The 20584-nt window shown below is 46.7% G+C and carries 19 protein-coding genes and 1 tRNA gene; all 20 read right to left on the reverse strand.

Going from position 1 to position 20584, the window contains the following annotated elements:
- Positions 1–53 precede the first annotated feature (53 nt).
- The 20 genes from KNQ15_RS05860 to KNQ15_RS05955 all read right to left on the reverse strand — a co-directional run bounded on the left by KNQ15_RS05860 (position 54) and on the right by KNQ15_RS05955 (position 20493).
- On the reverse strand, positions 54–497 hold the full coding sequence (locus KNQ15_RS05860) for an Rrf2 family transcriptional regulator (RefSeq protein ID WP_214728291.1): 444 nt from the start codon (positions 495–497) through the stop codon (positions 54–56).
- 217 nt (positions 498–714) lie between these two features.
- Positions 715–1611, reverse strand: coding sequence for a glycerophosphodiester phosphodiesterase (locus KNQ15_RS05865; protein WP_214728293.1), 897 nt, complete (start codon positions 1609–1611; stop codon positions 715–717).
- 152 nt (positions 1612–1763) lie between these two features.
- Entirely contained in the window at positions 1764–3020 is a 1257-nt protein-coding gene (gene odhB / locus KNQ15_RS05870; RefSeq protein WP_050678279.1) for a 2-oxoglutarate dehydrogenase complex dihydrolipoyllysine-residue succinyltransferase, read from the reverse strand.
- A 35-nt stretch (positions 3021–3055) separates the two neighbouring features.
- Positions 3056–5896, reverse strand: coding sequence for a 2-oxoglutarate dehydrogenase E1 component (locus KNQ15_RS05875; RefSeq protein WP_214728295.1), 2841 nt, complete (start codon positions 5894–5896; stop codon positions 3056–3058).
- Between the two features lie 312 nt (positions 5897–6208).
- Positions 6209–6937 (reverse strand): amino acid ABC transporter ATP-binding protein, encoded by a 729-nt coding sequence (locus KNQ15_RS05880; RefSeq protein WP_251137606.1) that lies wholly within the window; start codon positions 6935–6937, stop codon positions 6209–6211.
- Positions 6934–7578, reverse strand: a complete 645-nt coding sequence (locus KNQ15_RS05885) for an amino acid ABC transporter permease (protein ID WP_023468550.1) — start codon at positions 7576–7578, stop codon at positions 6934–6936. The genes KNQ15_RS05880 and KNQ15_RS05885 overlap by 4 nt, the downstream gene beginning before the upstream one ends.
- 31 nt (positions 7579–7609) lie before the next feature.
- The gene (locus KNQ15_RS05890; RefSeq protein WP_023468551.1) at positions 7610–8377 is read right to left on the reverse strand and encodes a transporter substrate-binding domain-containing protein; all 768 of its coding nucleotides are present in this window, start codon (positions 8375–8377) and stop codon (positions 7610–7612) included.
- Between the two features lie 202 nt (positions 8378–8579).
- Positions 8580–8663, reverse strand: a tRNA-Leu gene (locus KNQ15_RS05895).
- A gap of 42 nt (positions 8664–8705) precedes the next feature.
- Positions 8706–9638 (reverse strand): alpha/beta hydrolase, encoded by a 933-nt coding sequence (locus tag KNQ15_RS05900; RefSeq protein ID WP_214728297.1) that lies wholly within the window; start codon positions 9636–9638, stop codon positions 8706–8708.
- Positions 9639–9659: 21 nt separating this feature from the next.
- Entirely contained in the window at positions 9660–10001 is a 342-nt protein-coding gene (locus KNQ15_RS05905) for a hypothetical protein (protein WP_050678281.1), read from the reverse strand.
- A 15-nt stretch (positions 10002–10016) separates the two neighbouring features.
- A complete protein-coding gene (locus KNQ15_RS05910) occupies positions 10017–11027 on the reverse strand; it encodes a S66 family peptidase (protein WP_133207453.1) in 1011 nt (336 codons plus the stop codon).
- A gap of 188 nt (positions 11028–11215) precedes the next feature.
- Complete coding sequence (locus tag KNQ15_RS05915) at positions 11216–11578, reverse strand: DUF779 domain-containing protein (RefSeq protein WP_023468555.1); 363 nt, start codon at positions 11576–11578, stop codon at positions 11216–11218.
- A 22-nt stretch (positions 11579–11600) separates the two neighbouring features.
- A complete protein-coding gene (gene adh / locus KNQ15_RS05920) occupies positions 11601–13121 on the reverse strand; it encodes an aldehyde dehydrogenase (RefSeq protein ID WP_214728299.1) in 1521 nt (506 codons plus the stop codon).
- A 195-nt stretch (positions 13122–13316) separates the two neighbouring features.
- Positions 13317–13841: a TraR/DksA C4-type zinc finger protein gene (locus tag KNQ15_RS05925; protein WP_035407390.1), complete on the reverse strand. Its 525-nt coding sequence runs from the start codon at positions 13839–13841 to the stop codon at positions 13317–13319.
- 68 nt (positions 13842–13909) lie between these two features.
- Entirely contained in the window at positions 13910–14707 is a 798-nt protein-coding gene (locus KNQ15_RS05930; protein ID WP_214728301.1) for a hypothetical protein, read from the reverse strand.
- Positions 14708–14953: 246 nt separating this feature from the next.
- Positions 14954–16096 (reverse strand): mannitol-1-phosphate 5-dehydrogenase, encoded by a 1143-nt coding sequence (locus KNQ15_RS05935; protein ID WP_214728303.1) that lies wholly within the window; start codon positions 16094–16096, stop codon positions 14954–14956.
- Positions 16097–16098: 2 nt separating this feature from the next.
- Positions 16099–16536 (reverse strand): PTS mannitol transporter subunit IIA, encoded by a 438-nt coding sequence (locus tag KNQ15_RS05940; RefSeq protein WP_251137607.1) that lies wholly within the window; start codon positions 16534–16536, stop codon positions 16099–16101.
- A 34-nt stretch (positions 16537–16570) separates the two neighbouring features.
- Positions 16571–18001 (reverse strand): PTS mannitol transporter subunit IIBC, encoded by a 1431-nt coding sequence (locus tag KNQ15_RS05945; protein WP_214728305.1) that lies wholly within the window; start codon positions 17999–18001, stop codon positions 16571–16573.
- A gap of 193 nt (positions 18002–18194) precedes the next feature.
- Entirely contained in the window at positions 18195–20207 is a 2013-nt protein-coding gene (locus KNQ15_RS05950; RefSeq protein WP_214728307.1) for a BglG family transcription antiterminator, read from the reverse strand.
- On the reverse strand, positions 20200–20493 hold the full coding sequence (locus KNQ15_RS05955; protein ID WP_050678288.1) for a PTS sugar transporter subunit IIB: 294 nt from the start codon (positions 20491–20493) through the stop codon (positions 20200–20202). The genes KNQ15_RS05950 and KNQ15_RS05955 overlap by 8 nt, the downstream gene beginning before the upstream one ends.
- Positions 20494–20584 lie beyond the last annotated feature (91 nt).

Genomic DNA, 20584 nt, shown 5'->3' on the forward strand with positions numbered 1-20584 from the left:
GTATCGATATGACAAAACCCTCGCTTCCATTCACGGAAACGAGGGTTTTTTGATTAGGAACGCTGTAAAGATGAGGCAGCAAACAAGAGCGCCAACTCATCACGATTATCTAACAATTCTTCTAATGTATGCTGTTCCAGTTCCCGGATAAAAGCTCGAAGCGCTCGTCCGAGCACACTTTTTAGACGGCATCCTGGTTCGATGACACAATGACCGTTGCTCCCAAAACACTCGACGATATCCATCGGTTCCATTTCCCGAACGACTTTCCCGATGTTGATGTCTTTTGGATCACGAATCAAACGGAGTCCACCTGACCGACCTCTTGTTGATTCGACATAGCCAAGTTTCGCTAATTGTTGTGTCACCTTCATTAAATGGTTGGATGAGATGCCATAATGATTTGCAATCTGCGGCATTGGTGTGATGACATCCCGGTGCACCCCGAGATACATCAACACACGTAGTCCATAATCCGTATACTGTGTAATTCTCACGATCCTCACTCCATTCCTTCCCAAAACTGCACTGTTATCGTACCATGAAATACGAAACTGACTACATTGTTTTGTCTTATGATTCGAAATTCTGATAAACCTCTATTAGGTTTACGTATGGAATGAAATATTGGATTTAAAATACGAGTTTTAAAAACAAAAAAACTATTTCTTCTTTCCTGTTCGAAAGAAGAAATAGTCCTGTGTCGTCCTTACTTTATTTTTTGTATAGTCCTTTCACGACATCATTAAAACGGTCGGCATAGTTCGTGAAGACTCCTGTGACACCATAGTCGAGCATACGAACCATATCCGCTTTTTCATTCACAGTATACGGGTGAAGTAACAAATCATGAGTCCGAATCGCTGAGACGTTTTCACGTGTCAATGCTTTGTAGGAAGGACCAACACCGACTGCATACTGACGGATTGCGGTTAATCGATCATCCGTCAAAGCCTTGACTTCATTTGCTTCCATCAACTGAACCAGTGGAACGTGCGGGTCGATGGCTCTGACTTTTTGAAGACTCGCTTCACTAAACGACTGAATCAAGACTTGTCCTGGTTTGACCTTGTTACTCGACAATCCGTTCTGCTTTAGTACGTCGAGCAATTTCTGTTCCATTCCGGGATACACTTCCGGTGATTTCGTCTCGATATAGTAATTCGCATGCTTCCCATACTTACTCAAGACTTCTTGAAGCGTCGGTACTTTCAGACCGACATATGACTTTTTCGCAAGCGTCGGGTTCGCTTCATTAAACCAACTACCAGCATCAAGTTTCTTGATTTCAGAAAGCGTTTTATCTTTGACGGCACCTGTTCCGTTCGTCGTCCGATCAATCGTTTCATCGTGCATCGCAATCAATTGACCGTCTTTCGTCATCTGTAAATCAATTTCGATGTAATCTGCTTTGAATGTCTTATGTCCCATTTCATAAGCTGGCATCGTATGCTCTGGCGCGTACCCTGAAGCTCCACGGTGAGCAACATTGATGATTCGATTTGGATCAAGTAACGATTTGCCTTTTGATTGTGCGCTGACATCTTCTGTCGGAAGCCCTGTGCTTAATACGGCTCCTGCTACCATCGTCAATCCAAATTGTTTCAACATAATTAATTCCCCCTTGAAATATTCTTACAACACTTATCCTATATCGTTTGTATGAAGCTGATATAGAGAAGACGTAAATGTCGTTTCGTGATTTGATGACAAAATGATATCAACAAAAAAAAGACCCGCATCTAAAACGGGTCTTTTTATGATTACGCTTCGAAAATCAATGACTCTGGATCTTCAAGGAGATCTTTAATGTGCTTCAAGAACGTAACGGCTTCTTTTCCATCAACGATTCGGTGATCATAAGAGAGTGCGACATACATCATCGGACGGTTTTCCATGCGTTCAGCATCAATCGCTACAGGGCGCAAGTTGATTGCGTGCATTCCGAGAATCGCGACTTGTGGACCGTTTAAGATCGGTGTCGACATGAGTGAACCGAACGTACCACCATTCGTGATCGTGAACGTACCACCCGTCAAATCAGATAGACCGAGTTTATTATCACGCGCCTTGACCGCTAGTTGAATGATGTCTTTTTCAATCTCAGCGAAGTTCTTCTTATCCGCATCACGAACGACCGGAACGACGAGACCGTCTGGTGCTGAAACGGCAATACCGATATCATAGAATTTTTTGAGGACGATTTCATCGCCTTGAATCTCAGCATTCAAGTATGGCATCTTTTTAAGTGCTGCGACTGCTGCTTTCGTAAAGAATGACATGAAGCCGAGCTTGACTTCGTTTTCCTTCACGAATTTCTCTTGGCGACGTTTACGCAGTGCCATGACCGCTGACATATCGATCTCATTGAATGTCGTCAACATCGCTGCCGTTTGTTGAACTTCAACGAGTCGGTTAGCGATTGTCTTACGACGGCGTGACATCTTGATTCGCTCTTCCGGTTTCCCAGGAGCGGCTGCTGGTGCTGGTGCCGGTGTAGCAGGTTTCGTAGGAGCCGGTTTTGCTTGCTCACGTGGTGCTACTTCAAACGTCGCGACGTCTTGCACGCGAATCCGACCGAGCGGATCTTGCGTTGCCACTTGTGCTAAATCAATTCCTTTTTCACGAGCCAGTTTACGGGCAGCAGGTGAAGCAATCGGACGATCCGCAACAGATGTACTTTCAGTCGCTGCTGCAGCCACCGGTTGTTCCGCTTTTTCTTCTGCTTTTGGTGTCTCTTTTGGAGTTTCTTGTACTGTTTCTGCCGCAGCCGGTTTTGGAGCCTCGCCACCAGCAGAGATGACAGCAATCGTTTCCCCGACGCGGACTGTATCTCCTTCAGCAGCCATCACCTCCGTCAACGTACCAGCTTCATCTGACGGCACTTCGATGTTGACCTTATCTGTCTCGAGCTCAACGATGGCTTCCCCTTTTTCCACGTGATCACCTGGTTGTTTTAACCAAGACGCCACCGTTCCTTCTGTAATTGATTCGGCAAGTTCTGGTACTTTGATTTCCATCGTATTCTCCCCCTATGACTCGATTCTATCTTAAGTTATGATGTGTGATTTGATACGTGTGATGGTGCTGTTGGAATAGAAGCAGTCGCTGTGAGTGCATCATTGATGATACGTGCCTGCTCTACTTTATGACCTGACGGGTCACCTTCTGCTGTACTGGAACGACGACGACGACCGATGTAACGGACCGTTTGGATACCGTTCGGTGCGACTGTCTCAAGTCGAGGTTCCATGAAGGACCACGCCCCCATGTTTTTCGGTTCTTCTTGCACCCAGACCATTTCTTCGACGGATTCATAGCGCGCGATGACTTCTTTTAAGGCTTTTGCCGGGAATGGATACAACTCCTCGACCCGGACGATTTGTAGCCAATCGAGATTCTCATCTGATTTCGAAACGGCTTCAGCTAGGTCGATTGCCATCTTACCAGAACAGAACACAAGACGTTTGACACGATCTGGTGCTTCTCCGAGCCCTGATTGTTCGATGACACGTTGGAAACTACCTTCCGTCAACTCAGAAACATCCGATGTTGCAAGCGGATGACGCAAGAGACTCTTCGGCGTCATGACGACGAGCGGTCGGACTTCCTCTTTTCCGAGAATCGCTGCTTGTCGGCGCAATAAGTGGAAGTACTGGGCAGCACTCGATACGTTCGCGACTGTCCAGTTTTTCTCACCCGATAACGTCAAGAAGCGTTCTAAACGACCACTCGAGTGTTCTGGTCCTTGCCCTTCATAACCATGCGGAAGCAACATGACGAGACCTGATGTTTGTCCCCATTTCGCTCGGCTAGCTGAGATGAACTGGTCGAAGATGACTTGACCTGAGTTCGCAAAGTCCCCATATTGCGCTTCCCATAATACGAGCGTTTCCGGAGCGAAGACGTTATAACCGTATTCAAAACCAAGTACACCTGCTTCAGACAACGGACTGTTGTAGACCGAGAATGATGCAGTTGCCGTTGATAAGGCATGGAGTGGCGAGAAGCCTTCTCCTGTTTTCACATCATGAAGATTAATGTTCCGTTGTGCGAACGTTCCTCGTTCAGAATCTTGACCGCTCAAGCGGATTGGTGTTCCATCTGAGAGAATCGAAGCAAACGCCAATGTTTCGGCATGTCCCCAGTCAATACCGTTCTTTGTCGAGAACGCATCCGTCCGGCGCTTCAGGACCTTCTCAAGTTTATGGAACACTTGGAAGCCATCCGGCCACTGTAACAATTCTTCGTTGTACGCCGTCAATGTTTCAATCGAGACCCCTGTCTCAATCGTCGGAACGCCTTTAAAGACGACGTCCGGCATGACTCCACCATACTCTTTCTCCGCGTTCGGTACTTTTTCACGAGCCGCTTTCATTTGATCATTGATCGACGTTTCAATCGATTGAATTTCGTCAGCTGTCGCATCCCCGTTCGCGACAAGCGTTTTCCCGTACAAGACACGAATTGGATCATGTTTATGAATCAAATCGTATAAGACCGGGTTCGTATTCATCGGTTCATCCATTTCGTTATGACCAAAACGACGATATCCGATTAAATCAATCATGACATCCTTCTTAAACGTTGCCCGGTACTCGCTCGCGAGCAAAGCGACTGCGAGACAGCTTTCCGGCTCATCCGCGTTGACGTGGAAGACTGGGATCTCGTATCCTTTGGCAAGATCACTCGAGTAACGCGTCGAACGGGAGTCCGTCGGCTCCGTCGTGAAGCCGATCGTGTTGTTCGCGATGATATGAATTGTTCCGCCGGTGTTATATCCTTTGAGATTCGCTAAATTCAAAGTTTCAGCCACAATTCCTTGACCTGGGAACGCTGCATCCCCATGAATGAGGATCGCAGCTGCTGCTGCTTGCTCTTGACGTGGTGCCCCTTTTTGTGAGCGATCATCTTGTGCAGCACGTGTGAAGCCTTCGACGACTGGGTCGACGAACTCAAGGTGCGACGGATTGTTCGCAAGCGTCATCCGCACGTTACGTGTCTCTTGCTCGAGTTTTCGGTTTAAACCGAGGTGATACTTCACGTCGCCCGTCCAACCGTACGTGATCCCGATCGATCCTTCAGATGGTACGAGGTCGTGGTTCGGTGCATGCTGGAACTCAGCAAAGATCATTTCATATGGCTTCCCAAGTACGTGCGCCAAAACGTTCAACCGTCCACGGTGTGCCATTCCGATATTGATCGTCTCCGACCCATTCGAGATGAGGTGTCCGACGATCGTGTCGAGCAATGGCACCATCGCGTCAAGTCCTTCAATCGAGAAACGTTTTTGACCGACATATGTTTTGTGCAAGTATTTTTCGAAAAGGTCCGTTTCAGCTAAGCGTTTGAACAACTGTTTCTTTTGTTCAGCGTCTAGCGTCGCCGTCAAAGCACCTTGCTCGATTTTCTGTCGGAGCCATTTCTTTTCCTCTAAGTCATCAACATGCTGGAACTCAACAGCCGCTGCTCCCGTGTATTGCGCTTTCAAGTGCTCGATGCCTTCAAATGCATCTTGAACACCCGCTGGCGGCTCAGGACAGACGAGTGAAACCGGCATTTTCCGAAGATCTGCCTCTGTCAATCCGTACTGACTCAATTCGAATAATCCTGTTTCTCGCGGATGGTCCTTCAGCGGATAAATATCCGCCGCAAGATGTCCTTTTGCACGAATTTGTTCCGCTAAACGATTCGCCGCAAGATATTTTTCGAAATCTCCTGTCTCGACTTGCATCGGTACGACTGGTTCCGTCACGGGTGCACCATGCTCTTCGAAATAAGCACGTGTCTCCTCATCAACGGATGTCTTGTCTTCTAAAAAACGCTCGTACAATTCAATGATGTAGCCAAGGTTTGGTCCATAGAATGCTTGTTGATCTTGCTCGTGGCCTGCCATGTACGGTTCCCCCCGTTTCTATATTTCTCCCCACACATCCAGTGGATACTCGATGTGTCTCCAGCCCTCTAACTGTTAGCGCTTTCAAAAGGAATTGCATGAATAAAACGCTGAACGTCATGAGAAGGAATGATCGTGTCATTCTTCCATGAAAGTGCCTTCGTTACTATATTACTACTCTTTTCCTGTGTGTGCATTTCGAATTCCCAAATTCTCACGCTTAAATGTATAAGTTTTTCTTATGAGCGCTTAGACAGTTATTTATGATTCGTCAAAAAACCGGCGTATCCGCATTTAGATACGCCGGTTCTATCATAAGACCTTACTAAGGAACGATTGCGTCCGTTCGTGTTGTGGAGAATCAAACAATGCTTGTGGCACGTTCTCTTCGACGATATAGCCACCATCCATGAATAAGACGCGATCTCCGACCTCTCGAGCGAATCCCATCTCATGGGTCACGACGACCATCGTCATGCCTTCAAGGGCAAGTTGTTTCATGACGGCAAGCACGTCACCGACCATTTCCGGGTCAAGCGCTGACGTTGGCTCATCAAATAACATGATTTTCGGATTCATTGCAAGCGCGCGGGCAATCGCGACCCGCTGTTTTTGCCCCCCAGATAATTCACCTGGATAATTATCCGCTTTTTCACGTAATCCGACTTTATCGAGTAGTTCAAGTGCCCGCTGTTTCGCCTGTTCTTTATCCGATTTACGCACTTTGATCGGTGCAAGCGTGACGTTTTCTAGCACGGTCTTATGCGGGAAGAGATTAAAATGTTGAAAGACCATCCCGACTTCTTCCCGGACCTTGTTGATATCGACCTTTGGACTCGTAATATCGAAATCATCGATGATGACCGTGCCACCTGTAATCTCTTCCAATCGATTCAAACAGCGTAAAAACGTACTTTTCCCAGATCCCGACGGACCGATGACACAAACGACTTCTTTTTCGGCAATCGAGACGTTGATGTCTTTTAAGACTTCATTCGAACCGAATGATTTCTTTAGATTCTTTACTTCTATGATACTCATCGTAATGTAAACCTCCGTTCCAAGAACTTCGCCACTAAGGACAAGAGATAAATGATGACGAAGTACATCAATCCGACGACGGACCAGACGATGAATGGTTCAAACGTCGTTGACTGCTGAACTTGACCTTGTTGCGTCAAATCAGCGATGCCGATGATCGACAGCAACGAGGTATCTTTTAAGCTGATGATCGATTGGTTCGTAATCGTTGGTAACATCCGCCGGAATGCTTGCGGTAAGATGATCTGTACCATCGTTTGACGCCCTGTCATCCCGAGTGAACGTGCAGCTTCTGTTTGTCCTTTATCAATCGACTGGATACCAGCGCGAATGATCTCCGCAAAATAAGCACCGGCATTGATCGCGACCGTCAGTATCCCTGCATACATCCGGTCCATCGATAACCATTCGAGCGAATTGAGTCCAAAATAGATGAAGAATAACTGAACGATGAACGGCGTTCCGCGAATGACATCAATATAGACAATTGCGATCCCGTTTAAGATTTTTGATGGTGATAACCGCATCAATGCGACGACTAAGCCAATCAGAAAGCCGACGATGACCGCGATGATGAAAATATACAATGTGACTTGAAGCCCTTCCAAGAAAAATGGAAATGCGGTTTTGACCACTTCCATTGGCTATCCCACTCCCTTATCGCCTTGCGACTTATTTCAGATACGTGTCAACGATTTTATCGTATTCACCGTTTTCTTTCAGATTCGCAAGCCCTTTGTTGATTTTCTTCATCAGATCCTCGTTCTCACCTTTTAAGACAGCGATCCCGTAGTTGTCCCCGTTGAGACGGTCTCCGACAAGTTTTAATCCAAGGTTTTGTTGTTTGTTTGCATATGAGATGACAGGATAATCTTCAATCAAAGCAGCAGCGTTACCGTTCTTCACTTCTTGGAACATCGCTGGGCTGTCATTGAACTGTGTGACCGTGAAGCCCAGTTTGTCTGCGTTATCCGTTGCATATTTCGCACCCGTCGTTCCCTTTTTGACGGCTACTTTTTTCCCTTTTAAATCGTTGACGGATTTAATACCATTCTCATCTTCTTTGACGACTAGAATAAGACCAGCTTTGAAGTATGGATCCGAGAATGTGACGACTTTCTTCCGTTCTGGCGTAATACTCATACCAGCAATGGCAACGTCCAATTGATTTGCTTGAAGTGCCGGAATAATGCCGCTAAAGTCCATCGCTTCAAATTGAATCTTGAAGTTCTGATCCTTCGCGATTGCTTTCATGAGATCGATGTCGATTCCTTTGTACGTATCCCCATCTTTATATTCAAATGGTGGGTACGTGACGTCAATGCCGACCTTATACGTCTTTCCTTCAGACGACTCTTCTTCTTTCGAACCGATGCTACATGCACCAAGTACGAGAACACAGCTCATCAAGAGCGCTAGCAAGATACTCCCTTTTTTCATGTTTGTTTCCCCTCTCCTATGTGTTAAAGATTGTCTAGTTCACTTAGTACTTTCCCTGAAGAGTACCCTCTTTAAAACGTATTTTACCAGAAAAATTCTAAAAAGATAAATATTTCTGAATTTTTATTCGTTGTAATCGTTTTCTATTCAGCAACAAAAAAGAAGGCAACCCCTTGCTGGGATTGCCTCCTTCAATCATTTATGCCGCCGAGAGGACTTGAACCTCCACGGTGTTGCCACCACTAGATTCTGAGTCTAGCGCGTCTACCAGTTCCGCCACGACGACGTTGATTTATGATATTAATATAGCGGGTAACGAACTGAGTTGTCAATCATTTCGCAAGATGTTGCGAACGAACTTCTCGACGACATCATCATACAATGCCGGATCCTCAAAATAGGCCATCGCATGAGCGGCATTTGGAATGACGACGAGCTCTTTTTCCGTTGGACAAGCTTCATACAGCTCATATACCATATCTGTCGGTACAAACGTATCCGCCCCACCATGGATGAACAAAATCGGTACCTGTGCTTTTTTGACTTGTTTCAACGCTGATGCTTCACGGAACGTATAACCTGCCTTTAGCTTCGTCAATACGCTCGTCATGCCTAAGAACGGAAAGTGTGGTAGTCGATACATCCGCTTCATCTGATACGCAAGGACAGCATTGACGGACGTATAGGCACAATCAGAAATGATTCCTTTGATTTGTGGTGGGAGTTGTTCGCCACTCGTCATCAATACGGTCGCCCCTCCCATCGACACCCCATGCAAGAACAGTTTCGCATCCTGTCCGATCCGATCAATCAGATAGTTCGACCAACTGAGACAATCTTCCCGATCATGCCATCCGAATCCGATATAGTGACCGTCACTCATTCCGTGTCCACGATTATCGGGCATCATGACATGGAAACCGGCCTGATGGTACAGATAGGCGAATCCGGCTAAATCCGTTCCGACGCCTCCGTACCCGTGCACGAGAATGACGATCCGATCTGACGGAACAGGTGACGGAAGAAAATGCCCGCGTAACGTTAAACCGTCTTTCGCTTCAATCTCGATCCGCTCAAGCGGTTGCTCCTTGATCCACGTCTGACCAGGTTGCATCAATCGGACCATCTCGTCACTTAAATCTCGATTATTCGATAAGAATGGCTTTGGATTCGTGGCGATTGCCATCTCATAAAAATAATAACTCGCTGCTACTAATCCGGATCCGATGACTCCGATTCCAATTTTTGTTCTGCGACGCATCTGCCCCACTCCTTCTTTCCGTTATAGCTCGATCTTCAGTTGAGCAGCATGGTCATCCTCTTCATCCTGCAAGACTTGTTGACGTAATCGTTGTTCTTGTTGCTGACGCCGGTAGGCAAATTCCTGGACAAGCTCTGTACCCGTGAATCCATCTTCTACGAGTTCGCTCAATAATTCCGTTTCTGTCTCGACGACCTCCCCCGGACGTCGCATGACGAGAACATCTCCGACTTGTGCAATCAGCAATTCATCTTCTAGACGAAGTGCATCGTAAAATGGTTCAGGTAACGTCATTCGACGTGTCTCCGGATTGATATGGACGCGTTTATAAACGCCTAATGCTTGAAACTTACGACGTGCCATTGCGTGCTCTCCTTTTTAGTTGAACGTAAGATCGATTCGTGAATCTTTCCCTTGAATACGAACCGTCCCCGTCGCTCCATTGATTAATGTCAACTGTGGCGGTTGATGACCGATGTCAAGATCATATAAGACTGGTAAGCCCGTCTCATCCGCGAGATATTGATATACGTCTAGCCATGTCAGGTCTTCTATAATCCTTGCAGACGTACGGCCAAATAAAAAGCCAGCCGCATGGTCGAACCACCCAGCATACGCCATTTGTCGCAGCGTCCGGTGTACCTCTGCAGAATTCGCTTCAGACACCTCAAAGTACCAGAGTATCGGTTCTCCGTTGATCTCCTCACGCTGGAAACGCTGCACATCTCCATACGGTGTCCCAATCAGATGGCGAATCGTCTCCAGACACCCACCAAGTAACCGTCCAGTCACTTCTGTTCGCTCATCAAGCGCTTTCCATTCCGTCGCTTCCGTTAGCTGAAATAACGAACCTGTTGGACGTTCTTCATCAGTCCACTCGGGTTGATAACGATCGGAAGCCCATTGTGTGACGGTTCCTCCAGTTGGCGTCGCGAGCACCCGTCGCCAGGCACTTGTCGTCTCGTCCCATTCTTCACTCCGAAGCTCAACGAAATTCGGACCATGTGCTGTCGCGATTCCCGTCTGAAGCGTCAGACTGAGCAATAACGTACTGATATCGGAATAGCCAAGCAACCATTTTGTTTGGTAAGTAGCTAGCGTCAACTCGGGGAATAGATCAATGGCGCGTTCCCCGCCAAATGGCGGGATGACGGCATCAATCGTCTCATCCGTCATCATGTGATTCAATTCTTCGGCGCGTTGTTTGACCGGTGCACTCTCAGCAAGTTGATGCGACCAAATCGTTTCGCCTAAACGGACGTTCATTTGCCGTGCTTGTACCTGTTCAACTGCTTGTTCGACCCATTCCTGTTGCTGTTCACGTAATCCGGAGGAGGGCGCCGTCACTCCGATCGTTTGACCTGTCCAACCTAAAAATGGATATTTCATGGTGACCCCCTATAATGTCATAGTATGGAACTATCTTCTCGTCAAAATATGAGTTCATTATACCGTTCTTATGCCGCATTACCAACTTTTATCCTGTTAGAACGTCGTGATACGAACAAAAAACACGATTCCGTACAAGCGACCTGAATGAACAAGTCGCATCGACGAAACCGTGTTTGATTCCTTTATTAGCTTGATGCTGATAGTTCAGCGTATTCCTCTTGCGTGAACGCACGGGAGCGTGTCAAAAAACGTTTCCCTTCGACACCTTCAAGAGAGAACATTCCGCCTCGACCATCCACGACATCAATGATGAGTTGCGTATGTTTCCAGTACTCATATTGATCTTCATGAATATAAAACGGACAACCACCGATCTCTCCCAGTTTTTTATCCTGATCTCCCAGGAATAGATCACCCTGCGCAAAACACATCGGGGAACTGCCATCGCAACAACCACCAGATTGATGAAACATCAACGGACCGTGTTTTTCTCTCAACTGGTCGATTAACTCTAAACAAGCTGCTGTCGCCTGAACACGTTCCACCATTTGCATCCACGTCCTTTCCGACTTAGAAGAAACCGAGTTTATTCGGGTTGTAGCTAACGAGTAGGTTTTTCGTCCGTTGGTAATGGTTGAGCATCATCTTATGGTTTTCACGTCCGATACCTGACATTTTGTAACCACCAAACGCCGCGTGAGCTGGATATTGGTGATAACAGTTCGTCCAGACGCGTCCTGCTTCGATCGCACGCCCAAACCGATAAGCACGGTTCATGTCACGTGTCCAGACCCCGGCACCAAGACCATATAACGTATCATTTGCAATTTCGAGTGCTTCTTCTTCCGTCTTGAATGTCGTGACCGATAGGACCGGTCCGAAAATTTCTTCTTGGAAGATTCGCATCTTATTGTGTCCTTTGAAGATCGTTGGTTGGATGTAATATCCTTCTGCGAGATCCCCTTCGAGCATATTGCGCTCCCCACCGATGAGACATTCTGCGCCTTCTGACTTACCGATTTTAAGATATGAAAGAATTTTCTCCATCTGTTCGTTCGAAGCTTGAGCCCCCATCATGACGTCCGAATCAAGAGGATTTCCGATCTTGATGGCTTTAACGCGCTCAAGAACACGTTCCATGAACGGCTCGTAAATCGATTCTTGAATCAAAGCACGCGACGGACACGTACAGACTTCTCCTTGATTCAACGCGAACATCAGTAATCCTTCGATTGCTTTATCAAAAAAAGCATCGTCTGCCTGCATGATATCCTCAAAGAAGATGTTCGGTGATTTCCCACCGAGCTCGAGGGTGACCGGAATCAAGTTTTGCGATGCGTACTGCATGATCAAACGTCCTGTCGTCGTCTCACCCGTAAAGGCGATTTTGGCAATCCGTTTGCTCGACGCGAGCGGTTTCCCTGCTTCAAGACCAAAACCGTTGACGATGTTAAGAACACCCGGTGGGAGTAAATCCTCAATGAGCTCAACGAGTACCATGATGCTCGCTGGTGTTTGTTCTGCCGGTTTTAAGACGACGCAGTTCCCTGCCGCGAGAGCCGGTGCCAGCTTCCAGACAGCCATCAAGAGTGGGAAGTTCCACGGAATGATTTGACCAACGACGCCAAGTGGCTCATGGAAGTGATACGCGACCGTATCTTGATCGAGTTCGCCGACCGAACCTTCTTGGGCACGGATGACGCCGGCGAAATAACGGAAGTGATCGATCGCGAGCGGTAGATCGGCGTTGAGTGTCTCACGGACCGCTTTCCCGTTCTCAAGTGTCTCTGCATAAGCGAGCATCTCGAGGTTTTCTTCCATCCGGTTGGCGATTTTATTTAAAATGTTTGAGCGTTCCGTTACAGACGTTTTCCCCCATGCTTCTTTTGCCGCGTGTGCTGCGTCAAGAGCCAGTTCGATGTCTTCCTTACCGGAACGAGCGACTTGGCACAATACTTTACCCGTGACAGGTGTTACATTATCAAAATATTCTCCCCCGACAGGTGCCGTCCACTTTCCATTGATGTAATTTTCATACCGTTCCTTGTACTGTACCTTTGACCCTTGCTTGTTCGGAATGTCATAAATCATGCGTTATTTCCTCCCTCAACTAAAATGGTCAAGCAGTGAGACGGATGCTTGTATGCGCTTACATTTTAATATAGGCTAAAACAGCCCCTCGATACCATCGTATCAAAATTATATGAAAAGTCAAAAAATTCCGGTAAATATTTGTGTTTTTTTTCGAGAAAAAAACATCTCCATTTTCGGGAGATGTTTTGCCGGTCAAGACCGTGTCGGGTCAATTCCGTCTTCTTGGTCAGACGGTGTATCGGAACTACCAAAGTCACTCACTTTCGAGAATCCGTCCGTATCACCGTCGATGTCTTTGCCGCGGGCTGTGACAGATGGATCCAGTACGTCTTCTTCGCTTGGTCGCGAATTCGGATCGTTCTCGTTTTGTTCTGCTTCTTCTTTTGCATGCTCGATACATAATAACGTCTCCGGAATGATATCAAGACGTTCAATCTCAATCTCTTTTCCGCATACTTCACAAATCCCGTACGTTCCGTCTTCAATCGCTTTAAGAGCACGATCCACATCCGAGAGCATATCCTCTTGCATGTCCGTGATCGCTTGATCGCGTTCCCGCAAGAACAATTCATCGCCGGAATCGGCAGGATGATTATCGTAACTCGACAATTCACCTTCATCGTAGTCGGTATCGCGTTGTTCGATGTTTGATGTCGTCTTTTCTTTTTCCTTTAATAACCGTTGCTTGAATTCTTCCGTCTGTTGTTTAGATAACATGATTGTTCGACTCCCCTTCGTTAGAACCTCTGTTAAGAATGTAGCCTATTCGAAGAAGAGTTAAACCATCACGAACACTTATAAGAACGAATTGATCCATGAAGATCACAGATGACCGTCATGCATTCATTCCCATCGTTAAAACAAATCTGATGTGATCGTCCGTTCTTGGATGTCGTGATGTCATCGATCCACAGTTGCGAAGCATCTGCCGAAGACAGCATCGCGATTTTGTCACGAATCATGAATAAATCAAACGGTAACAGATTCAAGGATTGAATCGTCAAACCATGTTTACGGAAGAGTGGATCAAGCTGATATTGCGAAAGACTATACAAACACTTCTCGGCCCCACCAATCAACAACTGAATCGAATGGGAGGGCTCATGACTATCGATGCGCTCCTTGTGCAGGATGATTCGTCCTCGAACACCAGACTCATTGAAAATTCGTTGCGTATCCTCTTGTGAAAGGCGTGGTCCACCTTCCTTCACCTTTAAGACGATGTGGGCGAATTCCGCAAAATCCGGTTTCCCGATTTCAAGAGCCGGGATATGACGGACTTCTTCGCGTTCAATGATTTCAATCAAGTCACGCTCGACTTGGACACTGACCGTATCTGTTGAAAAGACACGGACGTCGATCACGAATTGATCAAGTACCGCATTTACTTCGATCGTATACGTCAAATCAAGATTTTTTTCTTGTTCAACCAACAAACGATTCAAGATGAGTTGATGCAATAAATGGACTGGTGTACGTGAAGAAAACTGACTCGAATAAATCAAATGTTTTGGTCCGGTTCCTTTTGTTGCTTTTGGTCGTGCTCCGTTTAATCTATATACGTTCACTTTATAATTCAACATATGATCACCTTCTCTTACCTGAAAAATCGGAATAGAGATGTTCCGTTCATATAGCGTACAATGTATTTTAATCGCTAAATATTCGTTTTCGAATATTCCGAATTTAATATACAAATTGTAATCAAATTGTGATAGTAAGATTTTTAGAAACTGCTTTTTTCGTTGATACCAAGACATATTTAAATCGCAAACTAAAAACACCCTCCACAGATATGAAAGGTGTTCGGCTTACAGAGTTATTCATTCTTAAGCAATCGAATTGACTTGTTGTTGCATCGCTTCATAATGTTCGACGATTCGAGATCCAAGTGGATCCGTTGCTGACTGTTGTAGATATGCGTTCAGCGCATCTTCGATTCCATGTTTCGTAATATACGCATTTAATTCTGAAGATTCTGAATCATTTGGATCGAAATAGGTTAGGGCTGCTGCGATCCCACGTGCTAATCCATCTGCTTCGATCCCACGCTCCATCAATTCCTTCGCTGGTTTGACAAGTCGGTCACTTGGACTCAATTTACGAATCGGTGAACGAGCGACACGAATGATTTCATCATGAATTCGCGGGTTTTCAAAGCGTTTCATATTCTTTTGGATGTACGCACTATGATCGACCGGATTAAAGCCGTACTTTTCAAGTAACAACCACCCTGTTTCGTAAAGTGCTGTCTGGACACCACGACGGATGCGTGGATCCGTTAGACTTTCAGCGATCGTCTCTTTATGAAAGAGTGCTCCGAGGTACGAAGCAATCGCATGTCCTGTGTTGACGGTGAACAGTTTCCGCTCGATGAACGGTTCGATGTTCTCGACATAGGTAACACCTTTGATCCGTGGATAGGCTTCCGGTAGTCCAGTCGTCTCAATCACCCATTCGAAGAATTCTTCCACTTCGACGTATAACGGGTCTTCGTGATGCTGAAGTGGAACGATCCGATCAACTGCTGCATTCGGGAAATACCAATTCTCCGCTATCGGTTGATGTTTCGCCACCTCTGTTTGTAAGTGTTTTGACCCCCTAATCATGTTTTCACACGCAATGACGTAGACAGGTGTCTGTTGATCACGTTGACGTAACCCTTCCGCGATCAAAGGAGCCACTTTCGACAACAAGCTCGGGCCGACAGCTGTTGTAATCACATCTGCATCGCGAATCGCTGCAATGACCTGATCTGGTTCAGATAAACTGTTAAGTGCCGTCACGCCGTCGACCCGTTCACGCCCTCCTCTTTCAGAGGCATAACCCACCTCATAGGTATGTCGTGTTTTTAATGCATCGACGACTGTCGTATTGACATCTACGAAACAGACTTCGTAACCCGTCTTGACGAGTTGTAAGCCAATGAATCCTCGTCCGATATTACCGGCACCAAAATGGATGGCTTTCATAATTACACCTCCGCTGTCAATAACGCGATGATTTCTTCTTTTGATGTCGCTGCTACGATGCGCTCTACGTTCTCCTCATCGGAGCAAATGACTGCGATATTTGATAACAACTCGAGGTGTTCATCACCGACGCCAGCGATGCCGATAACGAGTCGTGCTTGTTCCCTTCCGAAAGCTACGCCTTGCGGTACTTGTAGAATCGATAGTCCCGTTTTCTTGACCTGTGATTTAGCCGACTCTGTTCCGTGTGGAATCGCGACATGGTTGCCAATGTAGACCGTTGATAAGGCATGACGTTCCTGCATTGAATCGATATACCCCGCTTCGACATATCCGTGATCGACGAGGAGTTGACCGGCAGCCTTGATGGCTGCCGTCTCGTCTGCGAATTGTTGATCAAGTAATACAAGTTTCGGTGAAATTTTCATTGTCGTTGTCATGTTTATTCCTCCTTGAGTGTCTCTATCTTTATCTTTAAGAAATCTTATTCCGTGCTGTTTCGATCTCGTGGACGAGTTGATCATAATATCCGGCATTCAGGAAGTTATCGACTGACCGGTGTTCTGCCGTCGGTACTTGTTCCTTTGCCCGTTCCGTCAAATCACGGTGTGTGATGATCAGTTCAGCGTTTTGCGGAAGTTGGCTGATCGACGTATTCGTCACTTTGATCGGTAAGCCAGCCTTATTGATTTTATTGCGGAGAACGGATGCACCCATCGCACTCGATCCCATACCAGCGTCACAAGCGAAAATGATATGTTCGACCTCCGCAAGTGGTTTTGCATCAGCTGAAACGAGTGATGAGGCAATTGATTGTTTTCCTTTCATCGCACTGACATTCGCGCTCGCCTCTTCAAGCGACGTTTCTTTTGCCTTGCTAGTTTTTAGCAGGACAGTCGAGACAACAAATGTCACAGATGCTGAAACAAGTACACCTGCAATCAATCCGACGTAAGAACCGCGTGATGCCATTGCGAGGACCGCGATGATACTACCTGGTGAAGCGGGTGCGACTAATCCGACATCAAACAGGACGAAGGTGAGGATACCACTCATGCCACCTGCAATCATCGCAAGCAACAAGACTGGCTTCATCAAGACGTATGGGAAATAGATTTCGTGAATTCCACCGATGAATTGGATAAATGCTGCACCGGGTGCTGTTTTCTTCGCTGCACCAGAACCGAAGAACGAGTAAGCGAGTAACAATCCGAGACCCGGACCGGGGTTGGCTTCGAGTAAGAACAGAACTGATTTACCCGCCTCGTTTACTTGGTCGAGACCAAGTGGACTTAAGATGCCGTGGTTAATGGCGTTGTTCAAGAATAAAATTTTCGCTGGTTCAATGAACATACTCGCTAATGGTAGCAAGTGTGCACTGACGATCGCACCAACTGCTGCAGCCATGATGTCGTCAAGACCTGTCATGAGTGGTCCGAACACTTTGAATCCACCGAGCATCAACAAACCACCGATGATTCCGACCGAGAAATTGTTGACGAGCATCTCGAGACCTGGTTTGATTTTTCCTTCGATCAACTGATCAAACTTTTTGATGACATATCCGCCAAGTGGTCCCATGATCATGGCACCGAGGAACATCGGAATCTCTGTTCCGACGATGACCCCCATCGTCGCGAGCGTCCCGACGACGCCCCCTCTGACGTCATGCATTAATTTCCCGCCTGTGTATCCGATCAGCAACGGTAAGAGATAGGTGATCGTCGGACCGACGAGTTCACCGAGTTCCTTATTTGGTGCCCATCCAGTTGGGATGAACAGTGCCGTGATGATCCCCCAGGCGATAAATGCACCGATGTTCGGCATGACCATACCGCTTAAAAAGCTTCCGAACCGTTGAACTTGTACACGGATGCCCCGTGCTCCATTTTGAGCTGTCGCCATTGCGTTAGCCTCCATTTCGTGTATGAGTTGATAAGATGATTGCTTTGCTATGACCTTATTGTAAGAGTACTGCAAGCGCTTACTCAATCTTTCCTAGTTCAGTCTTTGTCCAAGAAGTTGGACAGATTGAACAGAAGCCTGCTTGACGTGAAAAAATCCCTGTCACTTCAGGAATGGAGTGACAGGGATTTTTTCACGTGTGACCTAGGAATTGATCAATGACCGTTCGAAACGTTCGATTCAAAAGCAGACGAATCGTCTGTTCCTCCCCGAACTCGAATTGATCCATTTGTTCGGGACTCTCGATGATCGCAGCACTGATCGAACTTAGTAATTCAAGCAGTTCGTTCGAGGTCTCTTCCGGTGCGACCAAGACGAGGAGCCGTTCGACGGATTGTAACTGTTGATCCATTCCGAGCAAGTCGATCGGTTCAGGCAATTCAAAGATGAGGAATCCCCCTCGTTGAATCGTCGCATCACGTCCGTGAAACAGCGCAAGCCGCGTTCCCGGAATACCAAGACCTGACATCTCATGACGACGTAACAATTGTCCAGAGAGCGAAACAGCTGACTTCGCCAATCCTTGCTCGACCATGCGTGTACTGATCTCAAACAAGAGCGATTCAATCCCATCGCCCACCCGCTCTAACCGTTCCATTCGGAATCCGTCCGATACTTGAATGGACGATGCAACGAGCCGATGCAATTGCTCAAGATCGAGCCATTCCGTTTTCGTCTTTCGCGGTGCCGGTTGAAAGGATTTAGGCAAGGCGAGAATTAATTTCCGAATCCGTTCGACCTCATCCTGAGGAAGCAACGGGTTGACGAGAAGATGTGGTGGACGAATGTCAGGCAACGGTACAGTCGACAATACAAAGTCGTACGAATCGATTGGTAACCGTTCGATGCCAAACAGGGACGAGTTATCGATCTGCTCGAGTTCAGCGAATTCTTGCCGTAGCCGATTCATCAACAACTTCGAGGAACCGAGTCCAGCAGAGCAGACGACTAGAACACGATATGGGAGTTTTGGTGTCGGTTTGCTGAGAACGGCACCGAAATGCATGACCCAAAATGCTAAATCCACGTCTTCAAATGTCGCATCGGTGAAGATCGACAGTGCTGCTTGTTTGACCGCATCAAACAAGCGCGGATATTCCCGTTCGATTTGTTTGATGACATAGGACGGATTGACGCTATTTTGACGGGTGTACGATTGAATATGCGAGACGAGTCCGCGTTCTAGCGCATGATCCTTCGTAAAGTTCGTTCCATATAATAAGGAGACATGCTCAATCAATCGTTTTACACGAAGGCGCGTGACGAGTTCTTCCGTATCTCCTGCGTCCGATTGAAAGAAAGCACGCAACTCTTCTGATAACCATTGGCGTTCGGCAATCGACAACGTGTCAGGTAATCGCTCTTCGACGCGTTCCACCCATTTGAGGATTTCGACCGGATACGCTTTTAACTCGTAACGCATCGGAAACTGATCTTTGCGCAACGCTTGTAAAGCTAAGCTGAGCGTCGCACGCATGATTTGTCGGTCATTGAGACGCCCTTCTTTCGTCAATGGCGCAATGACCGCGTACGCTTGATTGATCATCTCAAGCCAAGATGTTCGATTCAAGCGTAACAGATGAGGTAATTGCCCAGCGTCGCCTTGTAACAACCGATAGAAAGCGAGAACATCCCATTGCGTAAAAATCAATGAAATCAGTAAACGGCGTTTGTTGATTTCTTCACCGATGACTTCAGCACCAATACCTTTTTTGCGCTTGATTTCAAGGTCATATTGCAGAAACCACTCATCAATCCGCTCTAAATCCTGGCTGACCGTGCTCGGAGCCACATACATCGCATGGGCGATCGCCTGTAATTTGACCATCCCTTCTTCTTGTAGTAGCCGATACGCTAACTCGACTTGGCGATCTTCAGCGTTCGGTAATTGTTTATGTGACAACAATAATTGGTCCCGTAATACATGTTTGGCTTCGTCTGTTCCTTCAATTAAGAGGCCTCTGCCGCGGACATATGTCAAACGCAAGTCATGATCTTCTAAAGATTGGGCAAGACGATCGCGTTCACGTTGAATCGTTCGTTCCGATGTCTCGAGCGTATCCGCGATCTCTTGTATTTGAACAGGTTCTTCGCGTGATAAGAGGAAAAATAAGATATCATGTTCCCGTGGTGTAAATTCAGTCATGCAGCCTCACTCTTTTCTGCCAAGATTCGAGGATGACATCATATGCAGTCGGATCAAGAACCCGATCGACTGGATGCACAGAACAATGTGTTTTCCATACGTGTCGATGGACGAGTTGCGTTTCTCCGACGATAAAAGATGCCTGATCAGGTAGTTCTGCGATCCGACATGTCTTAACGTCTGTCGTAATACCGCATTCAAGTAAGCGCTTTCTTAAAATCGTAGCACCCATGACACTACTCGCCATTCCACTCTCGCATACGAAATAGATGATTTCTGAATTCATCTGTCATACCTCCTCTTCATTTTATAAGAATAGCAGAAATATTTTCGGTGTTTCATCTTGAAACAAAATCAATAGTTATTTTTGAACTGGC

It is taken from the genome of Exiguobacterium sp. s168, assembly GCF_018619035.1.
Taxonomy (GTDB): domain Bacteria; phylum Bacillota; class Bacilli; order Exiguobacteriales; family Exiguobacteriaceae; genus Exiguobacterium_A; species Exiguobacterium_A acetylicum.

Excerpts from the sequence above, each read along its gene's own strand:
- KNQ15_RS05865 (WP_214728293.1), bottom strand. The coding sequence starts at position 1,611 with ATGTTGAAACAATTTGGATTGACGATGGTAGCAGGAGCCGTATTAAGC.
- odhB (WP_050678279.1), bottom strand. The coding sequence starts at position 3,020 with ATGGAAATCAAAGTACCAGAACTTGCCGAATCAATTACAGAAGGAACG.
- KNQ15_RS05875 (WP_214728295.1), bottom strand. The coding sequence starts at position 5,896 with ATGGCAGGCCACGAGCAAGATCAACAAGCATTCTATGGACCAAACCTT.
- KNQ15_RS05880 (WP_251137606.1), bottom strand. The coding sequence starts at position 6,937 with ATGAGTATCATAGAAGTAAAGAATCTAAAGAAATCATTCGGTTCGAAT.
- KNQ15_RS05885 (WP_023468550.1), bottom strand. The coding sequence starts at position 7,578 with ATGGAAGTGGTCAAAACCGCATTTCCATTTTTCTTGGAAGGGCTTCAA.
- KNQ15_RS05890 (WP_023468551.1), bottom strand. The coding sequence starts at position 8,377 with ATGAAAAAAGGGAGTATCTTGCTAGCGCTCTTGATGAGCTGTGTTCTC.
- KNQ15_RS05900 (WP_214728297.1), bottom strand. The coding sequence starts at position 9,638 with ATGCGTCGCAGAACAAAAATTGGAATCGGAGTCATCGGATCCGGATTA.
- KNQ15_RS05905 (WP_050678281.1), bottom strand. The coding sequence starts at position 10,001 with ATGGCACGTCGTAAGTTTCAAGCATTAGGCGTTTATAAACGCGTCCAT.
- KNQ15_RS05910 (WP_133207453.1), bottom strand. The coding sequence starts at position 11,027 with ATGAAATATCCATTTTTAGGTTGGACAGGTCAAACGATCGGAGTGACG.
- KNQ15_RS05915 (WP_023468555.1), bottom strand. The coding sequence starts at position 11,578 with ATGGTGGAACGTGTTCAGGCGACAGCAGCTTGTTTAGAGTTAATCGAC.
- adh (WP_214728299.1), bottom strand. The coding sequence starts at position 13,121 with ATGATTTATGACATTCCGAACAAGCAAGGGTCAAAGGTACAGTACAAG.
- KNQ15_RS05925 (WP_035407390.1), bottom strand. The coding sequence starts at position 13,841 with ATGTTATCTAAACAACAGACGGAAGAATTCAAGCAACGGTTATTAAAG.
- KNQ15_RS05930 (WP_214728301.1), bottom strand. The coding sequence starts at position 14,707 with ATGTTGAATTATAAAGTGAACGTATATAGATTAAACGGAGCACGACCA.
- KNQ15_RS05935 (WP_214728303.1), bottom strand. The coding sequence starts at position 16,096 with ATGAAAGCCATCCATTTTGGTGCCGGTAATATCGGACGAGGATTCATT.
- KNQ15_RS05940 (WP_251137607.1), bottom strand. The coding sequence starts at position 16,536 with ATGACAACGACAATGAAAATTTCACCGAAACTTGTATTACTTGATCAA.
- KNQ15_RS05945 (WP_214728305.1), bottom strand. The coding sequence starts at position 18,001 with ATGGCGACAGCTCAAAATGGAGCACGGGGCATCCGTGTACAAGTTCAA.
- KNQ15_RS05950 (WP_214728307.1), bottom strand. The coding sequence starts at position 20,207 with ATGACTGAATTTACACCACGGGAACATGATATCTTATTTTTCCTCTTA.
- KNQ15_RS05955 (WP_050678288.1), bottom strand. The coding sequence starts at position 20,493 with ATGAATTCAGAAATCATCTATTTCGTATGCGAGAGTGGAATGGCGAGT.